Source organism: Microbacterium sp. zg-Y818, assembly GCF_030246905.1.
In the GTDB taxonomy this organism is placed as follows: domain Bacteria; phylum Actinomycetota; class Actinomycetes; order Actinomycetales; family Microbacteriaceae; genus Microbacterium.
The window spans coordinates 2,046,095-2,064,580 of record NZ_CP126741.1 but is presented as its reverse complement, the minus strand read 5'-3'; the positions used below and the strand labels follow the sequence as shown (position 1 = coordinate 2,064,580).

The 18,486-nt window shown below is 68.4% G+C and carries 18 protein-coding genes; 12 read left to right on the top strand and 6 right to left on the bottom strand.

What is annotated here, in order from left to right; genetic code table 11:
* Nucleotides 1-40 precede the first annotated feature (40 nt).
* The 3 genes from QNO21_RS09635 to QNO21_RS09625 are packed head-to-tail and all read left to right on the top strand — an operon-like array spanning nt 41 to nt 3,907.
* Nucleotides 41-835, top strand: coding sequence for an SDR family NAD(P)-dependent oxidoreductase (locus QNO21_RS09635; protein WP_257517746.1), 795 nt, complete (start codon nt 41-43; stop codon nt 833-835).
* Nucleotides 832-2,460: an FAD-binding protein gene (locus QNO21_RS09630; RefSeq protein WP_257517745.1), complete on the top strand. Its 1,629-nt coding sequence runs from the start codon at nt 832-834 to the stop codon at nt 2,458-2,460. Before QNO21_RS09635 ends, QNO21_RS09630 begins: the two co-directional genes overlap by 4 nt.
* 1 nt (nt 2,461) lies before the next feature.
* Entirely contained in the window at nt 2,462-3,907 is a 1,446-nt protein-coding gene (locus tag QNO21_RS09625) for an NAD-dependent epimerase/dehydratase family protein (protein WP_257517744.1), read from the top strand.
* Between the two features lie 44 nt (nt 3,908-3,951).
* Here QNO21_RS09625 and QNO21_RS09620 read toward each other — a convergent pair whose 3' ends face one another.
* Both QNO21_RS09620 and QNO21_RS09615 read right to left on the bottom strand, forming a co-directional pair.
* On the bottom strand, nt 3,952-5,544 hold the full coding sequence (locus QNO21_RS09620; protein ID WP_257517743.1) for an ABC transporter substrate-binding protein: 1,593 nt from the start codon (nt 5,542-5,544) through the stop codon (nt 3,952-3,954).
* A gap of 117 nt (nt 5,545-5,661) precedes the next feature.
* Nucleotides 5,662-7,125 (bottom strand): FAD-dependent oxidoreductase, encoded by a 1,464-nt coding sequence (locus QNO21_RS09615; RefSeq protein ID WP_257517742.1) that lies wholly within the window; start codon nt 7,123-7,125, stop codon nt 5,662-5,664.
* Between the two features lie 147 nt (nt 7,126-7,272).
* Here QNO21_RS09615 and QNO21_RS09610 point away from each other — a divergent pair, with 147 nt between their 5' ends.
* Nucleotides 7,273-7,629: an ArsR/SmtB family transcription factor gene (locus tag QNO21_RS09610; protein WP_257517741.1), complete on the top strand. Its 357-nt coding sequence runs from the start codon at nt 7,273-7,275 to the stop codon at nt 7,627-7,629.
* Between the two features lie 12 nt (nt 7,630-7,641).
* Here QNO21_RS09610 and QNO21_RS09605 read toward each other — a convergent pair whose 3' ends face one another.
* From QNO21_RS09605 to QNO21_RS09595, 3 genes are read right to left on the bottom strand one after another with little or no spacing between them, the layout of a single operon-like run.
* Entirely contained in the window at nt 7,642-8,760 is a 1,119-nt protein-coding gene (locus QNO21_RS09605; protein WP_257517740.1) for a ferredoxin--NADP reductase, read from the bottom strand.
* On the bottom strand, nt 8,757-9,077 hold the full coding sequence (locus QNO21_RS09600; protein WP_257517739.1) for a hypothetical protein: 321 nt from the start codon (nt 9,075-9,077) through the stop codon (nt 8,757-8,759). Before QNO21_RS09600 ends, QNO21_RS09605 begins: the two co-directional genes overlap by 4 nt.
* Nucleotides 9,077-10,264 (bottom strand): 3-ketosteroid-9-alpha-monooxygenase, oxygenase component, encoded by a 1,188-nt coding sequence (locus QNO21_RS09595; RefSeq protein WP_257517738.1) that lies wholly within the window; start codon nt 10,262-10,264, stop codon nt 9,077-9,079. Before QNO21_RS09595 ends, QNO21_RS09600 begins: the two co-directional genes overlap by 1 nt.
* 348 nt (nt 10,265-10,612) lie before the next feature.
* Here QNO21_RS09595 and QNO21_RS09590 point away from each other — a divergent pair, with 348 nt between their 5' ends.
* The 8 genes from QNO21_RS09590 to QNO21_RS09555 all read left to right on the top strand — a co-directional run bounded on the left by QNO21_RS09590 (nt 10,613) and on the right by QNO21_RS09555 (nt 17,874).
* Nucleotides 10,613-11,788, top strand: coding sequence for an acyl-CoA dehydrogenase family protein (locus tag QNO21_RS09590; RefSeq protein WP_257517737.1), 1,176 nt, complete (start codon nt 10,613-10,615; stop codon nt 11,786-11,788).
* 45 nt (nt 11,789-11,833) lie between these two features.
* Nucleotides 11,834-12,868 carry a VOC family protein gene (locus QNO21_RS09585; protein WP_257517736.1) on the top strand — a complete coding sequence of 345 codons (1,035 nt, stop codon included), beginning with the start codon at nt 11,834-11,836 and terminating at the stop codon, nt 12,866-12,868.
* Complete coding sequence (locus QNO21_RS09580; protein WP_257517735.1) at nt 12,865-13,743, top strand: alpha/beta fold hydrolase; 879 nt, start codon at nt 12,865-12,867, stop codon at nt 13,741-13,743. Before QNO21_RS09585 ends, QNO21_RS09580 begins: the two co-directional genes overlap by 4 nt.
* 66 nt (nt 13,744-13,809) lie before the next feature.
* Complete coding sequence (locus tag QNO21_RS09575) at nt 13,810-14,550, top strand: IclR family transcriptional regulator (protein WP_285178388.1); 741 nt, start codon at nt 13,810-13,812, stop codon at nt 14,548-14,550.
* An 86-nt stretch (nt 14,551-14,636) separates the two neighbouring features.
* A complete protein-coding gene (locus QNO21_RS09570) occupies nt 14,637-15,419 on the top strand; it encodes a 2-keto-4-pentenoate hydratase (RefSeq protein ID WP_257517733.1) in 783 nt (260 codons plus the stop codon).
* A complete protein-coding gene (locus QNO21_RS09565) occupies nt 15,403-16,365 on the top strand; it encodes an acetaldehyde dehydrogenase (acetylating) (RefSeq protein WP_257517732.1) in 963 nt (320 codons plus the stop codon). Before QNO21_RS09570 ends, QNO21_RS09565 begins: the two co-directional genes overlap by 17 nt.
* Before the next feature lie 2 nt (nt 16,366-16,367).
* Nucleotides 16,368-17,408 (top strand): 4-hydroxy-2-oxovalerate aldolase, encoded by a 1,041-nt coding sequence (gene dmpG / locus QNO21_RS09560; RefSeq protein ID WP_257517731.1) that lies wholly within the window; start codon nt 16,368-16,370, stop codon nt 17,406-17,408.
* A gap of 145 nt (nt 17,409-17,553) precedes the next feature.
* A complete protein-coding gene (locus QNO21_RS09555) occupies nt 17,554-17,874 on the top strand; it encodes a hypothetical protein (RefSeq protein WP_257517730.1) in 321 nt (106 codons plus the stop codon).
* Here the strand turns inward: QNO21_RS09555 and QNO21_RS09550 are convergent.
* Nucleotides 17,820-18,431 (bottom strand): TetR/AcrR family transcriptional regulator, encoded by a 612-nt coding sequence (locus QNO21_RS09550; protein ID WP_257517729.1) that lies wholly within the window; start codon nt 18,429-18,431, stop codon nt 17,820-17,822. The two genes, QNO21_RS09555 and QNO21_RS09550, sit on opposite strands and share 55 nt — an antisense overlap.
* Between the last annotated feature and the right edge of the window lie 55 nt (nt 18,432-18,486).

The window sequence follows — 18,486 nt, the reverse complement described above, 5'->3', positions numbered from 1 at the left end:
CGCGTAGGCGTCGGCTGCTGTGCACAACGAGGGAGTTGCGATGCAGATCAGGCACCGGGTGTTCGTCGTCACTGGCGCGGGCAACGGCATGGGGCGGGAGGTCGCCATCGGGCTCATCCGCAAGGGTGCGAAGGTGGCCGCCGTCGACCTCAGGGCGGACGGGTTGGCCGGGACGGCGAGACTCGCCGATGCCGGCGACCGCCTCTCCACGCACGTCGTCGATGTCACCGATCGCGCGGCGGTGAGCGCGCTTCCCGACGCGGTCGTCGCCCGCCACGGTGTGGTCGACGGTGTCGTCAACATCGCCGGCGTGATCCATCGATTCGCGTACGTCGCCGACCTCGAGGAGGCCGAGACGGACAGGGTGATGCGGATCAACTTCGACGGGACGGTCAACGTCTGTCGAGCGTTCCTCCCTGCGCTGAAGGCCCGCCCCGAGGCGGTCCTGGCGAACATGTCGAGTCTGTCGGCCCTGATTCCGTTTGCCTCGCAGACCGTGTACGGCGCGAGCAAGGGCGCCGTGAAGCAATTCAGCGAAGGCCTCTACGCTGAGCTCCACGGGTCTGGCGTGCAGGTATGCACGATCTTCCCCGGGAATGTCAGCACCGACCTCACCGTCAACTCCGGGGTGACGATGATAGACGCGGGGACGCGTGCCGTGCGTGCCACGACCCCGGCGGCGGCCGGCCGAAAGATCCTCCAGGGCATCGAGAAGGGTCGGTTCCGGATCCTGGTCGGGCAGGATGCCATGGTCCTGGACGCGCTCGTGCGGATCAGTCCGGGCGGGGCCACGCGCTTCGTGGCGCGGCAGATGAAGTCGGTGATGCCCGCATGAGGCGTTCCCGTGGCGCGACCGGCACGCCGGAGCCGCTGGAGTTCGACGTCATCGTCGTGGGCCACGGTGCGGCCGGAGCCGCCACCGCGATCGAAGCCGCAGACCGAGGGGCGCGGGTGCTCATCATCGACCGCGCCTACGGCGGGGGAGCGAGTGCGCTCTCAGGTGGCGTCGTCTACGCCGGCGGTGGCACGCCCTACCAGTGCGCGGAAGGCTATGACGACCCGGTCGAGGAGATGTACCGCTACCTCGCCCGGGAGACGGGGGACGCGGTCTCGCCCGAGACGCTCCGCCGATTCTGCGACACGAGTGTCGAGATGATCGCGTGGCTCGAGGAGCAGGGCGTCCGGTTCGCCGGCGGGGTGCCCGGATACAAGACCTCCTACCCGACTGACGAGCACTATCTGTACCACTCGGGCAATGAGAAGGCGTACCCCTACTGTGAAGTCGCCGCGCCGGCACCGCGAGGACATCGAGCACTGGCGAAGGGACTGTCCTCCGGCAAAGCCATGTGGACGGCGCTCGCCGAGTCGGCCGCTGCGAAGGGCGTCGATGTGATCACCGCGGCGCGCGTCGAGGAACTCGTGCTCGATGGTCCGCGCGTCGTCGGGGTCAGGTTCCGGACTCTGGACCCGCATTCGGGCGGGGCATCGTGGCATCGACGTCTGCTGCGGTGGGGCGGGAAGATCGGGAACTGGATGCCGCCGATCGGCCGCATCTTCACGGATCGGGCGGACGCGTTGTGGCAGCGGCGAGCTGAGCCGCTCATCGCCCGCGCGGGGGCCGTGGTCCTCGCGGCCGGGGGTTTCATCCACAATGCGGAATGGGTCCGCCAGCACGCGCCGCAGTTCGTCGACATCAGCCCGCTGGGCACGCCCGGCGACGATGGTGCGGGGATCCGTCTGGGACAGGCCGCGGGAGGCGCCACCGGCGCAATGGGCAACGTCACGGCGTGGCGTTTCCTGACGCCGCCCAGTGCTCTGCTGGAGGGCATCGCCGTCGGGCAGGATGGCGCGCGCATCGCGAACGAAGACCTCTATGGTGCCGCGCACGGCGATGTGATGATGCGTCGCCACGGTGGGCGGGGCTGGCTGGTCTGCGATGCGGCGACGTGGCAGCGCGCGCGTGCGCAGCTGCGCACCCAGACGCAGTCCTTCCAGCTGCTGCAGCTGGTCCCGCTGTTCACGTTCGGTTTCCGCAAGGCGGCCACACTCGAGCGGCTTGCGGTGAAGATGGGCGTGGACGTGACGGGGCTGCGTTCCTCCGTCGATGCCTACAACGACGGCGTGCGCTCCGGAGTGGGGGACCCGTTCCACAAGGCGCCGGAGTACTGCGCGCCGATCGAGCGAGGGCCGTTCTACTCGATCGACATCTCGGCCAAGAACGTCCTCTACTACCCGTTGCCGGGGCTCACCCTCGGTGGGCTGATCGTCGATGAGATGACGGGCGGCGTGCTGCGCGAGGACGGGACGCCCATCGACGGCCTCTACGCGGCCGGTCGCAACGCGGTGGGGATCTGCGCGAACGGATACGTGTCGGGACTGTCGCTGGCCGACTGCGTCTTCAGCGGGCGTCGCGCGGGTGAGCACGCCTCGGTGCGGGCTGCGCGCGCGGTGGCTGACTGACATGGTTCACGGGTCCCCCGTCGCGGACGATCGCCGCACGGTACTGCTGACGGGCGCGACGGGCAACTGGGGGCGGGCGACCCTTCGCGCGTTCCGAGATCAGCCGGACATCGTCGTGCGCGCATTCGCTCTGGCAACCGCCGCCGATCGGGCGGTTCTCGCGGGGTTCGCCGACATGGAGAACCTCGAACTCTGCTTCGGCGATCTCACCCGATACGACGATGTCGTCCGCGCGATCGACGGCGTGGACGTCGTCCTGCACGTGGCGGCGGTGGTTTCGCCGCTCGCCGACGCGAACCCGGGACTGGCTCGCCGCGTCAACGTCGGCAGCATCCAGAACATCATCCGCGCCGTCGCTGCCCTTCCCGATCCGCGCGCCGTCGCGGTCGTCGGTGTCGGTTCGGTCGCCGAGACGGGCGACCGTCCGGAACCTTGCCACTGGGGCCGCGTCGGCGACCCGATCCGGGTCTCGCAGTTCGACGAGTACGGTCAGACCAAGGTCATCGCCGAGAAGCTCCTGGTCGATTCCGGGCTGCCCCGGTGGGTGTGGCTGCGGCAGACCGGCATCTTCCACCCGGCGATGCTCGAGATCCGTGACCCGATCATGACGCATTCGCCATTCACCGGGGTCATGGAGTGGGTGTCCGTCGAGGACGCTGCCCGCCTGCTGATCGGTGTGTGCGCGCCGGACGTCCCCGAGGAGTTCTGGCAGAGCGTCTACAACATCGGCGGTGGCGAAGGCTGGCGATTGACCAACTGGGAGCTGCAGACCGCGATCAGCGGCGCAATGGGGGTACGAGACGTCCGTCGATGGTACGACCGCAACTGGTTCGCGACGGGCAACTTCCACGGCCAGTGGTACAGCGACAGCGACCGGCTCGAGGAGATGGTGCCCTTCCGGCGGGACAGCTTCGATGCCGCGATGGCGCGCGCCGTGGCCACGCTGCCGCCGGCCGTGCGCAACGCCGGGCGGGTTCCCGCGTTCATCGTGAAGCACATGGTGATGCGGCCCATCACGCGCAAGCCTCGTGGCACCATGCACGCCATCACGCGCCATCGCACCGATGAGATCGCCGCGCACTTCGGGTCTTATGAGGCGTGGCGGAGCATCGGCGGCTGGTCGACCTTCGAACCGCCTGCGCCGTCACGCACCCCCGCCGTCCTCGACCACGGGTACGACGAGGAGAAGCCGCCCGGCGCCTGGGGTGTGCTGGACTACGCCCAGGCGGCGGCTTTTCGCGGGGGCGCACTCCTGAGCGATGATGCCGGACGCGGCCGGCCGGGTACCCCGCTCGTGTGGCGTTGTGCGTTCGGCCATGTGTTCGCCGGGAGTCCGAGGTTGATCCTCACTGCCGGCCACTGGTGCCCGGAGTGCGTGCGCGACAGCAGCGCGTATGCCCTGCAGGCCGAGAAGAACAGGTTCCTGGCGCAGCTGGACGCGCCCTGACCGTGAGTGAGCCCGCACCTGATCCAGATGCGGGCTCACGGTCGTCAGCTCTCAGATGACAGCCACGCGTCATCGAAGTACACGATCAGCGTGCCCTTATAGGCGTCCTCATCGCCGAAGCGCAGCGAGGTGGAGTAGCCCACACCCGAGGTGTACGGCGCTGTCCACTGCAGCACCGCATTGTCGTGCAGGAACTCCACGGCACCGCTCCACGCCTTGTTCCGCTCGTCCAGCGTCAGGTCGTCCCGCGCGTGCATCAGCAGCTCATCGAGTTCGGGGTACGCGACGCGACCCCACTGGAGCGGCGACCCGGAGTGCAGTCGGCTGAACAGGTACGGGTATCCGCCGGAGCCGACGAAGATGTCGTACGTGCCGGTGGCCTCGGCCTGGAAGTAAGCGGCGATGTCCACCGGCTCGAGCACTATGTCGAGTCCGATCTCGGTGAACTGCTGCTGGTAGTAGGTCGCCTGGTCGACGAGGCCCTGGTGGTAGGTCATCGTCATCGTCGGGTCGCCGCCGTCGGCGACGTAATCGGCGACCAGCTCCTTGGCCTCCGCGAGATCCTGCTCGTAGACGGAGCCCTCGACGCAGATGGGCGACCCCGTGGCCCACGGCAGGCAGGTGGTGTCGCCGTCCCAGTACTCGGTGCCGCCGAACAGCACCTGAGCGGTGGTCTCGCCGCTCAGGGTCATGGCCATCGCCGTGCGGACGCGCTCGTCGGCGCCTGCGCCCTTGGAGGCATTCGGCACGATGACCATGGCGATGCCCTCCACCGGCACGATCTTCACGTTGGGGCTGGCGCCGATCGCGTTCCAGCGGATCGACGGCACCAGCGCGCTGTCGATTGTGCCGGACACCAGTTCGTCGGCGCGGGTCTGCAGGTCCGGCAGGACACGGAACACCAGCCCGTCGAGGTACGGCTTGCCCTCATCCCAGTAGTCGTCGTTCCGGGTGAGGACGAGCTCGTCATCCGGTGTCCAGGACTCGACCTTGAACGGCCCCGCGCCCACCGGCGACGTGTTGAAGGCGTCCGGGTCGGCGAGCGCTTTGGGGGAGCCGATGAGTCCGGCTGAGGATGCCCACGTGAAGGCGAGTGGGAACGAGCCGCTCGCCTGCGCCAGCACGAACGTCACCTCATACGCGCCGGTCGCCTCCATGGTCTGGACGGGGGCGAGCGTCGCCTTAGCTGCACTCACCGAGTCCGGCGCGATATGCCGCTGGAGGTTGAAGAGGACGGCTTCGGCATCCAGCGGTTCGCCATCGGTGAAGGTGACGCCCTCACGCAGCGTCATGACCCAGGTGATCCCGTCGTCGCTGACCATGGACTCTGCCAGCCGCGGGGTGATCTCGCCCGACACCTCGTCGTAGTCCATGAGGAAGTCCAGCACCTGCGCGACCTTCTCGGTGCCCGCGCCGACGCCGCGGACCTTGATGGGGTCGAAACCGGGCATCTCGGCGCCGGTGGCGACCTCGGCGACGCCACCCGTGACGATCTCACCGACGGTGGCGGCGGGGACGGGCGCGGTGGCCGGCTCCGCCGACGCGCAGCCTGCCAGGGCAAGGGCGGCGGCCCCGAGGGCAGCGAACGAGGTTCGCAGCAGACGTCGACCGGGGCGGAGGGGGCGGGTACGCGTCATTGCGCTCCTTCGGATGTGGCCGCAGCGCTGCGGCGGGTGGACCGCCCGGCGTCGCCGGTCGGTGCAGTGGAGTCAGGAAAGCGCCCATCCGGGTCCGGCGACAACGTCACGTCCCGGTCAGCGGACGCCGGCGGTGCCGCGCGCCGCGCGCGTGGCCGCGTGGGCTCCGGCGATGCGCCCGAAGGTGATCGCGTCGGCGATGTGGAATCCGCCGTCCTTCGCCCAGCTGTAGGTCGAGCTGACGCCGCCGGCCGCATACAGCCCCGCGATGACCTCCTGCGACGTCCGGAGTACCCGCGCGTGTTCGTCACGACGCGGACCGCCGTTCGTCCAGGCGAGGACGGGGCGGCTGCAGAACGCGTAGTACGGGCCGTCTGCCAGCGGATCCAGCGTCGCGGGTGCCCGGCCGAATCGCTCGTCGACGCCCGCGGCGCACGCGTCGTTGTAGGTCGCCACCGAACGCTGCAGCGCGGGCGCAGGAACGCCGATCGCCGCGGCGAGCTCCGGGAGGGTGTCGGCACTGAGGATCCAACCGGCGGCGATCTCGGCGGTGTTGTCGGAGCTCCAGGCGTATCCGTCCATGACGACCGACCAGCCCACCGGGTAGACCGATGCATCCGGGCTGATCGGACCGGCGCGACGCGTACCCTCGTCGAACACGACCCACGCGGGCCGGTCTGGCTTGAGTACGTACTGCCCGTCGATGAGGGCCTGACCGTGGCCGGCGGGTGCGGTCTCGTCGACGAAGCGCTCTCCGGCACCGTCGACCCAGATGTATCCGCGTCGGCGCAGCATCATGGCGAACAGCCCGTGCCGGGATCCGTGGGGAGTGATGCCGGTGACCGCCATCATGTTGTCGGTGTGCCAGAGGTCTGCGCCGATCCGCTGCGCCATGCGCAGGCCGTCGCCCGTGCAGGCCGGACTGCCCCAGATCGAGGCTCCCTCGAGATCGAGATGCTCTCGAACCAACTCGGCGTCGGCCTCGAACCCGCCGGTGGCCAGCACGACTCCGCCCCGGGCGTGCACGACGCTTCCGTCCTCCGTGACGACCCCGATCACCCCGCCCTGCGCGTCGGTCACGAGCTCGACGGCGCGCACGCCATACCGGATCGGGATGCCGCGTTCGGTGACCGCGCGAATCAGCGAGCGGTGGAGGCGCCCGTCGCCCATTCTCCCATCCACGCTGCGGTAGCCGCCGTAGGCCTCGCTTCCCGGCAGCTCCGGGTACTCGGGCGCGAAGTCGCCGGGGACGCCGACCTCGACGCCGAGGGCGGACATCCACTCCGTGACGGTGCGCGTGCCGTGCGCCCAGGCGTGCACGACGGGTTCGGGGAGGGCGCGCCTGCCCGACAGGGCGCGCAGGTACCGGGCGATGCCGTCGGGGTCGTCGTGGTGGAACCACGAGCCGCCGGAGACGCGCGTGTTGCCGCCGGCGCGCGCGGCATCCATCTTCTCCAGGATGACGACCGATGCGCCGGCGTCCCGAGCGGTGATCGCAGCGGCGGCCCCGGCAGCGCCTGAGCCGATGACCACGACGTCAGCAGTCCACTCCTCGTCTGCGATGGGCGAGGGCAGCGGCATCGGTTCTTCCTTGTCTTCGATGAGCCGCCAGCATGCGTCTGTGTCCGCCGTGTAGGCCACGCCGGCTCCCACTGACCGGGAACCCGGTCCAATGGTCCGCGCGTGTGGCGTAATCTGATCAAAGATCAGAAAAGCCTGGAGGAGTTCATGACCAATGAACACGACGCACACGAGGGCGAGCGTGGCCTCTCGCTCGTGTTCGGAGCGCTCGCGAATGTCGATCGGATCGCGATAATCGACATGCTGCGCGGGGTCGCGGCGGAGCATCCCGGAGGCGTCTCGATCTCTCGCGTGGCGGAGGCGACCGGGCTCACCCGGTTCTCCGCGTCGCGCCACCTGCGCATCCTGCGCGACGCGGGGCTCGTGTCGGCCACGCGACGCCGGCCCTCCGTGATGCACCGGCTCGATGCTCGCGGCTTCGACGCGGTCGAGGACTGGCTGTGCGGGACGACACTGGGCGAAGGCTGGTTCGACGCGTTCGCCTCGCTGGACCGGCCCGCCTGAAGCGACGGGGTCTCAGTCGTAGGTCACAGACACCGGCTCGTCGCCGTCGACGACGGCTTGGCAACCGAGGATCCACCCCTCGTCCAGATCCTCCTTCTCGAGGATCTGGTTGTTGACCATCGACACCCTGCCCGACGTCAGGCGGCAGGAGCACGCGCTGCACGCGCCCTCCCGGCAGGAGAACGGGGCATCGATCTGCTTCGACCGGAGGAAGTCCAGCAGCGTCACTCCCGACGGCCAGGCGAGCTCGTGCTGTTCGCCGTCCAGCTCAACGGTCAGGGGGACGGCATCCCCGGTGCTCTCGGCGGTCCGGACCGCCTCGATGTCGACGGCGGCGAACGGATCCGCCGTGAGCGAGACGAACCGCTCGATCACGATGTGCTCGCGGGGCATGCCGGCCTCGCGCAGGGCGCGCTCCACCCCGTCCATGAACGGGGCCGGTCCGCAGACGAACGCGGTCGATGCGTCCAGGTCCGCCATCCGGGTGATGCCCGTCAGGAGCGCCGCCGACGGGAGACCCTGGACGCTCGTGAGGAGGTGGACCGTCAGCAGGCGGTCGGGGAAGTCGCGGGCGAGGTGCTTCAGCTCCTCCGCGAAGATTACGGAGCGCTCGTCACGGTTCGCGTACGCGAGGATCACGCGATTGGTCCCGTTGTGCAGCGCGTCTCGCAGGATCGACATCACCGGGGTGATGCCGCTGCCACCGGCGAACATCAGCAGATCGCGCGACGTGTCGCGGACGGTGAAGATTCCGGTCGGAGGGAGCGCGTCCAGTTGCGCGCCGGCCTCGAGGCTTTCACACAGCCAGCCCGATGCCGCGCCGCCGGCGATGCGCTTCACGGTGATCTTGGGTGCGGCGTTGAGACCGGGGGTGCTGCTGAGGGAGTAGCACCGGGCGACGGCGGAACCATCCGGCAGCACGACACGCAGGGTGAGGAACTGGCCCGGCTGGTAAGTGAACGCCTCGGCCGACTCCTCCGGGATGTCGAAGACGACAGAGCGCGCATCCTCCGTCTCGACGATCACCTCCCGTACCGTGAGTCGGTGTCCGGGGCCGCCCGCCGCCACTTCTGCGAGGACGACCTCCTCCGTCTCGTCGATTTCCATCTCCACTGCGATCGGGCTGTTCACTGCGTCTGTCTCTGCTCCTGGTGCCCGTCGAGCTGCGCGGACAGACGGATGTCTCCCACGAGGACGGCATCGTCGATGGCGTTGTTCAAGGTGGGGCAGCTGTCGACCAGCGCGCGCTCGGCCGCGCTCGATGCCGCGCGCAGCACGGGGCACCGCAGATGCTCCGTCCACTGCACGGACGTCTGCGCGGGGCCGTTCTTGCGCACCAGCACCCGGTTGTCGCAGCTGGGGCACGCGAACGGGGTCATGTCGGGCTGCTCTCCGCCCGCGCCGTAAGTGAGGAAGTGCTCCTCCTCCAGGGAGAGGCGGGCTGCCATCAGGCGTCCTCGAAGGACTCGACCACGTGCATCTTGCCGTCGTCGCCGATCTTCAGCAGATGGTGCGTCTCGAGATTCTCCGTGACCTCGTCACGCCAGAACTGCACGGCGCGGTTGGTGTCGATCTCGAACTCGAATCGTTCGACCATCTGCTCGGTGACCTCGTCGACATCGACGTAGAACTGCTCGTACCAGCGGCGCAGCTGATAGATCGGGCCGTCCTCCTCGCACAGGAGGGGGTTTTCGATCTTGGCTTTGTTCTGCCAGATCTCAACGTCCTGCTTGAAGCCGACCGCGACGCCGTCGGACGTGGCCTTTGCGACGGCGTTCGCCATCTCGTCGGTCATCCCCGGCATCTTCTTGACCATGATGCCCCACTGAAGCACGAAGCTCGTCGGTGTCACGGGGTAGTGGCAGTTGATGAGCACCGACTCCGACTTGTGGGTCGGCGACTCGCTCCACAGGTAGTCGATCATGTACGACGGGCCGTAATACGCCGCCTCGGAACGACTGGTGGAGGTTCCGGGCTTGCGGCCCGGGAACAGCATCACATCCTCGCGCGACGACGACGTCATGATCTGGGAGGCCGTGTGTCCTTCGAGGACGTTCTTGAAGTACGTCGGGAAGGAGTAGTGGACGTAGAAGAAGTGCGCCATGTCGACGACGTTGTCGACGATCTCCCGGCAGTTGGAGCCTTCGATGAGCACGGAATCCCACGTCCACATCGTCCACTCGGGGTCGCCGAATGCGGCGATCTCGGGGATGGTGACGTCTTCGGGCGGCGGGTTGCCTTCGGGATCGTTCCACACGAACAGCTGCCCGTTGCGCTCGAGGGTGGTCCAGGCCTTGGTGCGGGCGCGCGGAGGGACCCGCTTGGAGTACGGGATCCCGGCGCAGCGGCCGTTTCCGCCCCAGCGCCAGTCGTGGAACGGGCAGGCGATCGCGTCGCCTTTCACCGTACCCATCGTGAGGTCGCCACCCATGTGCGGGCAGTAGCCGTTGAGGACGCTCAGGGCGCCGGTCGAGTCGGCGAAGACCACGAGTTTCGTGCCGAACGCCTGGATGCCGTGCGGCTGGCCGTCACGGAAGGACTCGGCCAGGCCCAGGCAATGCCAGCCGCGGGCGAACCTCGCCGGCGGCGCCTTCGTCTCGATGATGCGCGCACCCGGTGCTTCAGCAATGGACATATCCGTCTCCTTCGACCGATCATTCCCGGAACCTGAGGCGTCCCGTCGTCTGCGTCTGGGATGAATCAGAAAACTCGGCTCAGCTCCGTTAGCGCAACATCGTATCCCGATGACCGGAAAATGCAACGATCGATGCGAATCCGCCGATCGGGAGGAGCGCGCTGTTCTGCGGCATTGTCTTCGCGACGCGGCATGCGTCGATTGACGTAATCCAAACAACTGTTTAGGCTCCCGCTGAGCGGGACGCCCGCACGCACGCCGCCGTGCGCTGCTCCTAATGTCATGAACCCGCCGATCCATCGGGTGGCGGAGAAAGTGCACCGTCGCACCGCGAAAGGACACCAGGCAATGACGCACACTGTCGTGCAGAAGATCATCGAATCCGGGCCCGCTTTGGCTGCGACGGTCGAGGAGAGCAACCGACTCGGACGACTTTCCGACGAAGCGGTGCGGATCATCCGGGACGCGGGGACCATCCGACTACTGCAGCCGGAAGAGCGTGGTGGGCTTCAGGTGCATCCCGCCGACTTCGCCGAAGCCGTCATGGCCACGGCGAACTACTCGCCGTCGGCGGGGTGGATCACCGGCGTGGTCGGGGTGCATCCGTGGGAGATGGCGCTCATGGACGCGCGGCTCCAGGACGAGGTGTGGGGAGAGGACCAGGACACCTGGATCGCCTCGCCGTATGCCCCTGGCGGGCTCGCCATTCCAGCCGAGGACGGATCCGGCTACACCGTCACCGGACGCTGGCCGTTCTCGAGCGGCACCGATCACTGCCAATGGGCGTTCCTCGGGGTGATGGTCGGGACGGCGGAGGGTAAGCCGGTGCAGCCGCCGCGCGGGATGCACATCGTGCTGCCTCGCAGTGACTATCGGATCGACGACGAGTCGTGGGATGTGATGGGCCTGAACGGCACCGGGTCGAAGGACCTGATCGCTGAGAGCGTCTTCGTGCCGACGTACCGCACCATCGGGGGACATGTCCTGGGAGGCAGCACCGGCATCCGCCCGGAGCCGCTATACAACCTGCCCTTCTACTCGATCTTCCCGATCGGCATCACCTCGGCAGTCATCGGTATGGCGGAGGGAATGCTCCGGATCTTCCTCGAACAGCAGAAGGCGCGCCACGGCTGGGATGGCACCGGCTACCTCCACGAGCCGCACACCACCTACGCGGTCGCCTCCGCGGCCTCCGAGATCGCGGCTTCGCGAGCGCTCCTCATCGAAACCGTCACGCAGATGTACGACCTCGTGGCGTCCGGACAGGACGTATCCCTCGCCGACCGGACGATCGCGCGTCGTAACCAGGTCAGCTGTGCGTGGCGGGCCGCGCGCGCAGCCAACGAGATCTTCGCCCGCTCGGGTGGCAACTCGATCCGACGATCGAACCCGTTGCAGCAGTACTTCCGCGATATCAACACCGGGCTGCAGCACGCGATCCACTCACCCGGCACGGTGTTCGCGGCGTCGACGACCCTCGAGGGTGGTGCGGATCTTCCCGCCGGCGCTTTCGTCATGGCCTAGCCGTCGCCCGACCCCACATCCATCCACCTCGAAGGAGAGCTGTTCATGGCACCCCGTCCCATCTACGATCCCGGCCCCACGATCTCCCACGCAGGCGGTGTCAACATCGGCACCCCCGACCTGGAGAAGTCGTTGTGGTTCTTCCGCGACATCTTCGGCATGGAGGTCACTGCCGAGGAGGACGGTGTGGCCTACCTCCGCGGGTATCAGGAGCATGTCCACCACTCGCTGGTGCTGACGCGCCAGGATGAGGCGAAGGTCAACGCGATGAGTCTGCGGGTGAGCAGACCGCAGGACGTCGAGCTCTTCCACGACCAGTTCGTCGAGGACGGGATCGACGTGCGTCACATCACCGCCGGCACTGAGACCGGCCGGGGCGAGGCCATCCGGTTCCTCCTGCCGGGTGGTGGGCACCCGCTCGAGCTCTTCTACGACATCGAACGGCCCGTCGCGCCGGAGGGGATGCGCTCCAAGCTGCACGGCAACAGTTCGCGACGACGCGGCCTCGGCGTGCAGCGCATCGACCACCTCAACGTGCAGGCGAGCCCCGAGAACATGGCGGAGGCGGAAGGGTGGCTGCGCAGCGCGCTGGGGATGAAGCGCCGTGAGGCGATGATGCTGCCGGGCGAGCCCGAGGTGCCGATGGTGTCGTGGCTCTCGGTCAACTCGAAGATGCACGACATCGCCATCGGCGCCTCGATGAACGGCAAGAACTCGCAGTTCCACCACGTGGCCTTCTCGCTCGAGAACCTGCACGATGTGCTGACGGCCGTCGACAAGCTGCGCGACCTCGATATCCAGATCGATGCCGGTCCGGGAAAGCACGGCATCGGCCAGGCCATGTACCTGTACGTCCGTGACCCTGGCTCGAACTACCGAGTCGAGCTGTACTCGGGCGGCTACCCGTTCTTCGACCCGGATCACCCCACGCAGGTGTGGGAGCAGCAGGACTTCGGCTACGGCATGACCTGGTACGGCGACTTCCCCGACGTCAATCCCGATACGAGCACGTACATCGAGACGATGGATGTCGCCGGGCTCGACGCCTCCGCCAAGACGGACAGCGTGATCCCTGTATGACCGGGGCCGCGGCGACCTTCGAGGCGACCTCCCGCTCGCTCGAGGGTGACGAGGCGATCCACTACCACGTGTTCGGTGACGGGCCCGCGCTGCTCCTGCTGCACGGATCCGGCCCAGGGGTGAGCGCGTGGGGGAACTTCGGCGAGCTCCTCGAGACGATCGGCGCGCAGCACCGCATCATCGCGCCGGATCTGCCCGGCTACGGCAGCAGCTACATCCCCGAGCTCGACGGCGACTACGCGCTCACCGCCATCGCCGCCATCCGGCGGGTGCTCGAGGCGGAGTCGGTCGATCGCGTCCATGTGCTGGGCAACTCGCTCGGGGGCATGATCGCCTTCCGTCTGACGCTCGAACACCCGGAGCTGGTCGACCGCATCGTCGCGATGGGGCCGGGAGGCGCGACCTTCCCGCTGTTCGGGCCGCAGCCGACCGAGGGCATCCGTCGTCTGGTGGAGTTCACCACGCAACCGACGCGCGAGCGTCTCATCGCCTGGATGCACTCCATGGTCGGAGACCCGTCCTTCGTCACGGAGGAGCGCGTCCAAGCGCGATGGGAGATGGCGAGCACTCCGGAGGCGCTGGCCTTCACGCGGTCCTTCTACGCCGCCGCCATGCGATCGATGGCCAAGGGGGCGCCTACGGTGCCCCTGTGGGCGCGCCTGGGTGAGATCGGGAACGACGTGCTGCTGGTGTACGGACGCGACGATCGCGTCACGCCGCTCGAAAGCGCGTTCCTGCCCTTGCGGCTGCTGCGTCGGTCGGAACTCCACGTGATCGCGAACACCGGGCATTGGGTGATGCTCGAACGTCCTGACGCCTTCGCCGGAGTGGTCTGCGAGTTCCTCGGGCGGCGCAGTGCTGCCTCGGCGCGCTGACGGGACGCCCAGTCGGATGCCGGCGACTGGGCGGGCGGGGGAGTGATGGCCGAGACTCCTGCGGCGATGGTCGACCGCGTGACGCTGATCCTCTCCGCGTTCGCCTCGCGGGAGAGCCAGAGTCTCGCCGACATCGTGGCGCGCACCGGCCTGCCGCGTTCCTCGGTGCACCGGATCCTGCAGCAGCTCACGGCCGCTCGTTGGCTCGAACGCGTCGACGCGGACTATCGTCTGGGCCTGGCGATCTTCGAGCTCGGGTCACTGGTCGCGCATCGCAGCCACATCGTGGCCGCGGCGCGACCGTTCATGCAGCAGCTCAGCGAATCCGGAAGATTCGTCGTGCACCTGGCGGTGCTCGATGGCCAAGACGTGGTCTATCTCGAGAAGGTCGGCGGTGCTCTGGCGGGACGCCTGCCGTCCCGGGTGGGAGGCCGTCTTCCGGCCCACTGCACCGGAGTGGGCAAGGCGATGCTGGCGCACGAGTCATCGCGGGTGGTGGCGGATTTCCTGCGGGCCGGGCTCGCTCCCCGCACCAGCGCCACCATCGTCGATCCGGAGGCCTTCGCGGCGGAGCTCGCTCGTATCCGTCACCAGGGCTACGCGATGGATCGCGGTGAGGCGGTGCCGGGCCTCACGTGCATCGCCGCGCCCGTGTTCGATGTGGGTATGGTCGCCGCCGGCATATCGGTGTCGGGGCCGGCCCGGCAGGTCGACATCACCCAGGTGCGCAGAAACGTCCAGTACGTCGCGACCCAGATCTCCCGTCGCGTGACGGGAAGCGAATGGGCACCGCTGCCCTCCTCATGAGCCACGCGCAGCACCACGCCCCGGGCAGTCCCGGTGAGCGGGATATCCCGGCGCAGACCGTGGATGCGCCGTGTCAGCATGAGCGCGTGATCGACGTCTCTGCGCGACAAGACCTGGCCCGGCGTCTCTGGGATGCGAGGACGGCCGTCCGGCCGGTACCGCCGCTGATCGAGACGCACCCCGCCCTCGACGTCGCTGATTCCTACGAGATCCAGTCAATCAACATCCGTCGGGAGCTGGACGACGGCGCCCGCCTCGTGGGCCACAAGATCGGTCTCACGTCCGCGGCGATGCAGCAGATGATGGGGGTCGACGTCCCCGATTTCGGGCATCTGCTCGACACGATGGTCCTCGACATCACCCGCCCCGTTCCGCTCGCCGGATTCGTGCAGCCGCGCGTGGAGGTCGAGATCGCCTATGTGCTCGGCTCCGAACTCCGAGGTCCCGGCGTGACACGTGAGGATGTGGAGGCTGCGGCCACGCACGTGCTGCCGTGCCTCGAACTGATCGACAGTCGCATCCGGGACTGGCGCATCGGTCTAATGGACACGATCGCCGACAACGCCTCATCGGCTGCCGTGCTGCTGGGGGCGCACGAGTATCCGGTCGACGCGATCCGCGATCCGCGGGATGCATCGCTCCTCATCAACGGTGCTGTCGTGGCCGAAGGGTCCACGGCCGACGTGCTCGGGCACCCCGCCGAAGCCGTGGCCTGGCTCGCGAATGCGCTCGGCGAGTTCGGGGTGCCGCTGAAGGCGGGACACCTCGTGCTGTCGGGCTCGTGCACGCGCGCGGTCGACGTGCGTCCCGGCGATCGGGTGAGCGCACGCTTCGACGGGCTCGGATCTGTCGATGTCGACTTCGAATGACTCGGCCGCGGCCGACGAAAGGACAGGAATGAACAAGGTCTCCGCCGCCATCGTCGGCTCAGGCAACATCGGAACCGACCTGATGTACAAGCTGCTGCGCTCGGACATCATCGAGCTGAAGTGGATGATCGGAGTCGACCCCGGCAGCGAAGGACTCCGTCGCGCGCGGGACCACGGCATCACGGCATCCCACGAGGGTGTGGACTGGCTGCTGGCGCAGGAGGAGCTTCCCGGCATCGTCTTCGAAGCGACGTCCGCGTACGCGCACATCGAGAACGCTCCGAAGTACAAGGAGCTGGGCATCCCCGCCGTCGATCTCACCCCCGCCGCGCTGGGCCCGGCCATCGTCCCCGCCGTCAACCTGGGTGACACCGCATTCGAGGAGAACGTCAGCCTCATCACCTGCGGCGGCCAGGCGACGATTCCCATCGTCGCCGCGGTGTCCGACGTCGTCGACGTGCCGTACGCGGAGATCGTCGCGAGTGTGGCCTCCCCCTCCGCGGGGCCGGGCACCCGCGCCAACATCGACGAGTTCACCCGCACCACCGCCCGGGGGATCGAGACGATCGGAGGCGCCGGTCGAGGCAAGGCCATCATCATCCTGAATCCGGCCGAACCGCCCATGCTCATGCAGGACACGGTCTTCTGCCAGATTCCCGACGGCGCGGACGCATCGGCCATCGATGCGGCGATCCGTGCGCGCGTGGACGAGGTCGCCCGCTACGTCCCGGGGTACCGGCTGCGTGCCGATCCGCAGTTCTTCGAGGCGGACGCGGAGACGGGTTCGCCCGCTCGGGTCGCCGTGTTCCTGGAGGTCACCGGAGCCGGCGACTTCCTCCCGCCGTACGCGGGAAACCTCGACATCATGACAGCCGCCGCCACGAGTGCGGGCGAGGCGATCGCCCGTCGCCTGCTCGCCGCGTCGGGCGCCACGGGAACGGAGTGACCATGCCCTTCAACGACGACCTCGACTTCCGGATCACCGACTCGACCCTGCGCGACGGATCGCACGCGATGCGGCACCGCTTCACGGCGGATCATGTGCGTGACGTCGTCGCCGGCCTCGATGCCGCCGGCGTCCCCGTCATCGAGGTCAGCCATGGCGACGGGCTGGGCGGATCCTCTTTCAACTACGGCTTCGGCGCGGAACTGGATCTGGACCTCATCGGCGTCGCCGTCGACACCGCGCAGCAGGCGAAGATCGCCTTCCTCATGCTCCCCGGGCTGGGAACGAAGGATCACATCCAGGCCGCCGCGGATCGTGGGGCCGGGGTCTGCCGCATCGCGACCCACGCGACGGAGGCCGACGTGTCGATCCAGCACTTCGGCATGGCTCGCAGCCTGGGACTTGAGACGGTCGGGTTCCTGATGATGTCCCACAGTGTCACGCCCGAGGTGCTCGCGGCGCAGGCGCGGATCATGGCGGATGCCGGATGTCAGTGCGTCTATGTCGTCGATTCCGCCGGAGCGCTCGTGCTCGATGAAGTGGGGGACCGGGTCGGCGCTCTCGTCGCGGAGTTGGGCGGCGACGCTCAGGTCGGCTTCCATGGGCACGAGAACCTCGCCCTCGCGGTGGCGAACTCGGTGATCGCAATCCGGTCCGGCGCGGTGCAGATCGACGCGTGCACCCGACGGTTGGGCGCAGGCGCGGGGAACACGCCCACGGAGGCGCTCGCGATCGTCGCGGAACGGCTGGGCTACCGAACGGGTGTCGACCCGATCGCGATGATGGACGTGGCTGAGGACGTCGTCCGGCCGATCATGGACGAGGACTGCCGCCTGGACCGCCTCGCGCTCACGATGGGGTACGCCGGGGTGTACTCGAGCTTCCTCAAGCATGCCGAGCGCCAGGCGGCGCGCTACGGGGTGCCGGGGGCACTTGTGCTCCGTGAGGCAGGTCGACGCCGACTGGTGGGCGGCCAGGAGGATCAGCTGATCGAGATCGCGGCGAACCTCGCGCAGAGCCGCCTCGAGCCCGTCGCCGGATAGAAACGACCGGGGCTCGACGTGAAAACGCGCCAAGGGGTGCTGGTGCGGGGTAGCATGTCCCGCATCAGCCCGCCCGCGGGTGCGGCTGAGAGGTCGAAGAAGACCGGAGCGTCCGCTGGGGACGGCATCCGAGAGGAGCTGGGTGATGGACGACGCGCTCGCGAACGACCAGGGGGCCCAGGGGCTCACCGCCGACATGACGGTGCGAGACTGGTTGATCGAGCCGCAGGGGAGAGCGACTCTGGCCGCCGCGCTCGCGACGGCAGGGCTGTCGCTGGACGCACTCAGACCGCTGTCCGGGTTCACGATCCGGTCGGTCGCTGCGATGGTGGGTGGTCCCCTACAACCTGTCGACGAGCTCGCGGGCCGCGCGCGGGAGAACCTAGTGTCCGAGGACTGGGGGGCGCACACTCACTGGGCGTCGGCCGCCCTCGGCCGCCAGCCGTCCAGCACCACGTCGGTGTAGGTGTCCGCGAACTGGGCGACCGAGATGCCCCCGGTCGACCCGACGCGTTCGTACACGCGGTGCAGGTTCTCGCTGAACGCCGCACTCGCGATCGGCTGCGGGGCGAGCGGGCGCAGCACGCCCTGGGCTTCTCCGTCGCGCAGGATCTTCTGCAGTCGCTCGTCCAGCGCGCGCCGACCCCGCAGCACACGTTCCAGCGCGTCGCCGGTGAGGTGGCGGTACTCCGTCTCGTAGACCAGGTACCAGTCGCGGTGCTCGACGTGGACGCCCAACTCCCCACGGGCGATAAGGCGCAACGCCGTCAGGCTGTCGGTTCCCAGCGATTCGACATCGTCGAGGTTGCGTTCGAGCAGGTCCAGGACGAACTCGCAGATCGACTGGAGAAGCTGCTCCTTCGAGCGGATGTACAGGTAGAGGCTGCCCGGATTCAGCGAGAATTCCTCTGCGATGTTCCGCATCGACGTGCCGTGGTAGCCGCGCTGTGCGAACAATCGCGCGGCCGCGTCGACGACCGCACGCGCCTGCTCAAGCGTGGCAGGTCTCGGTGTGCGGGCCACACATCCCCCTCGGCGGTCATCGGGCACGAGGAACAATACACGGCGTCCCCGGACC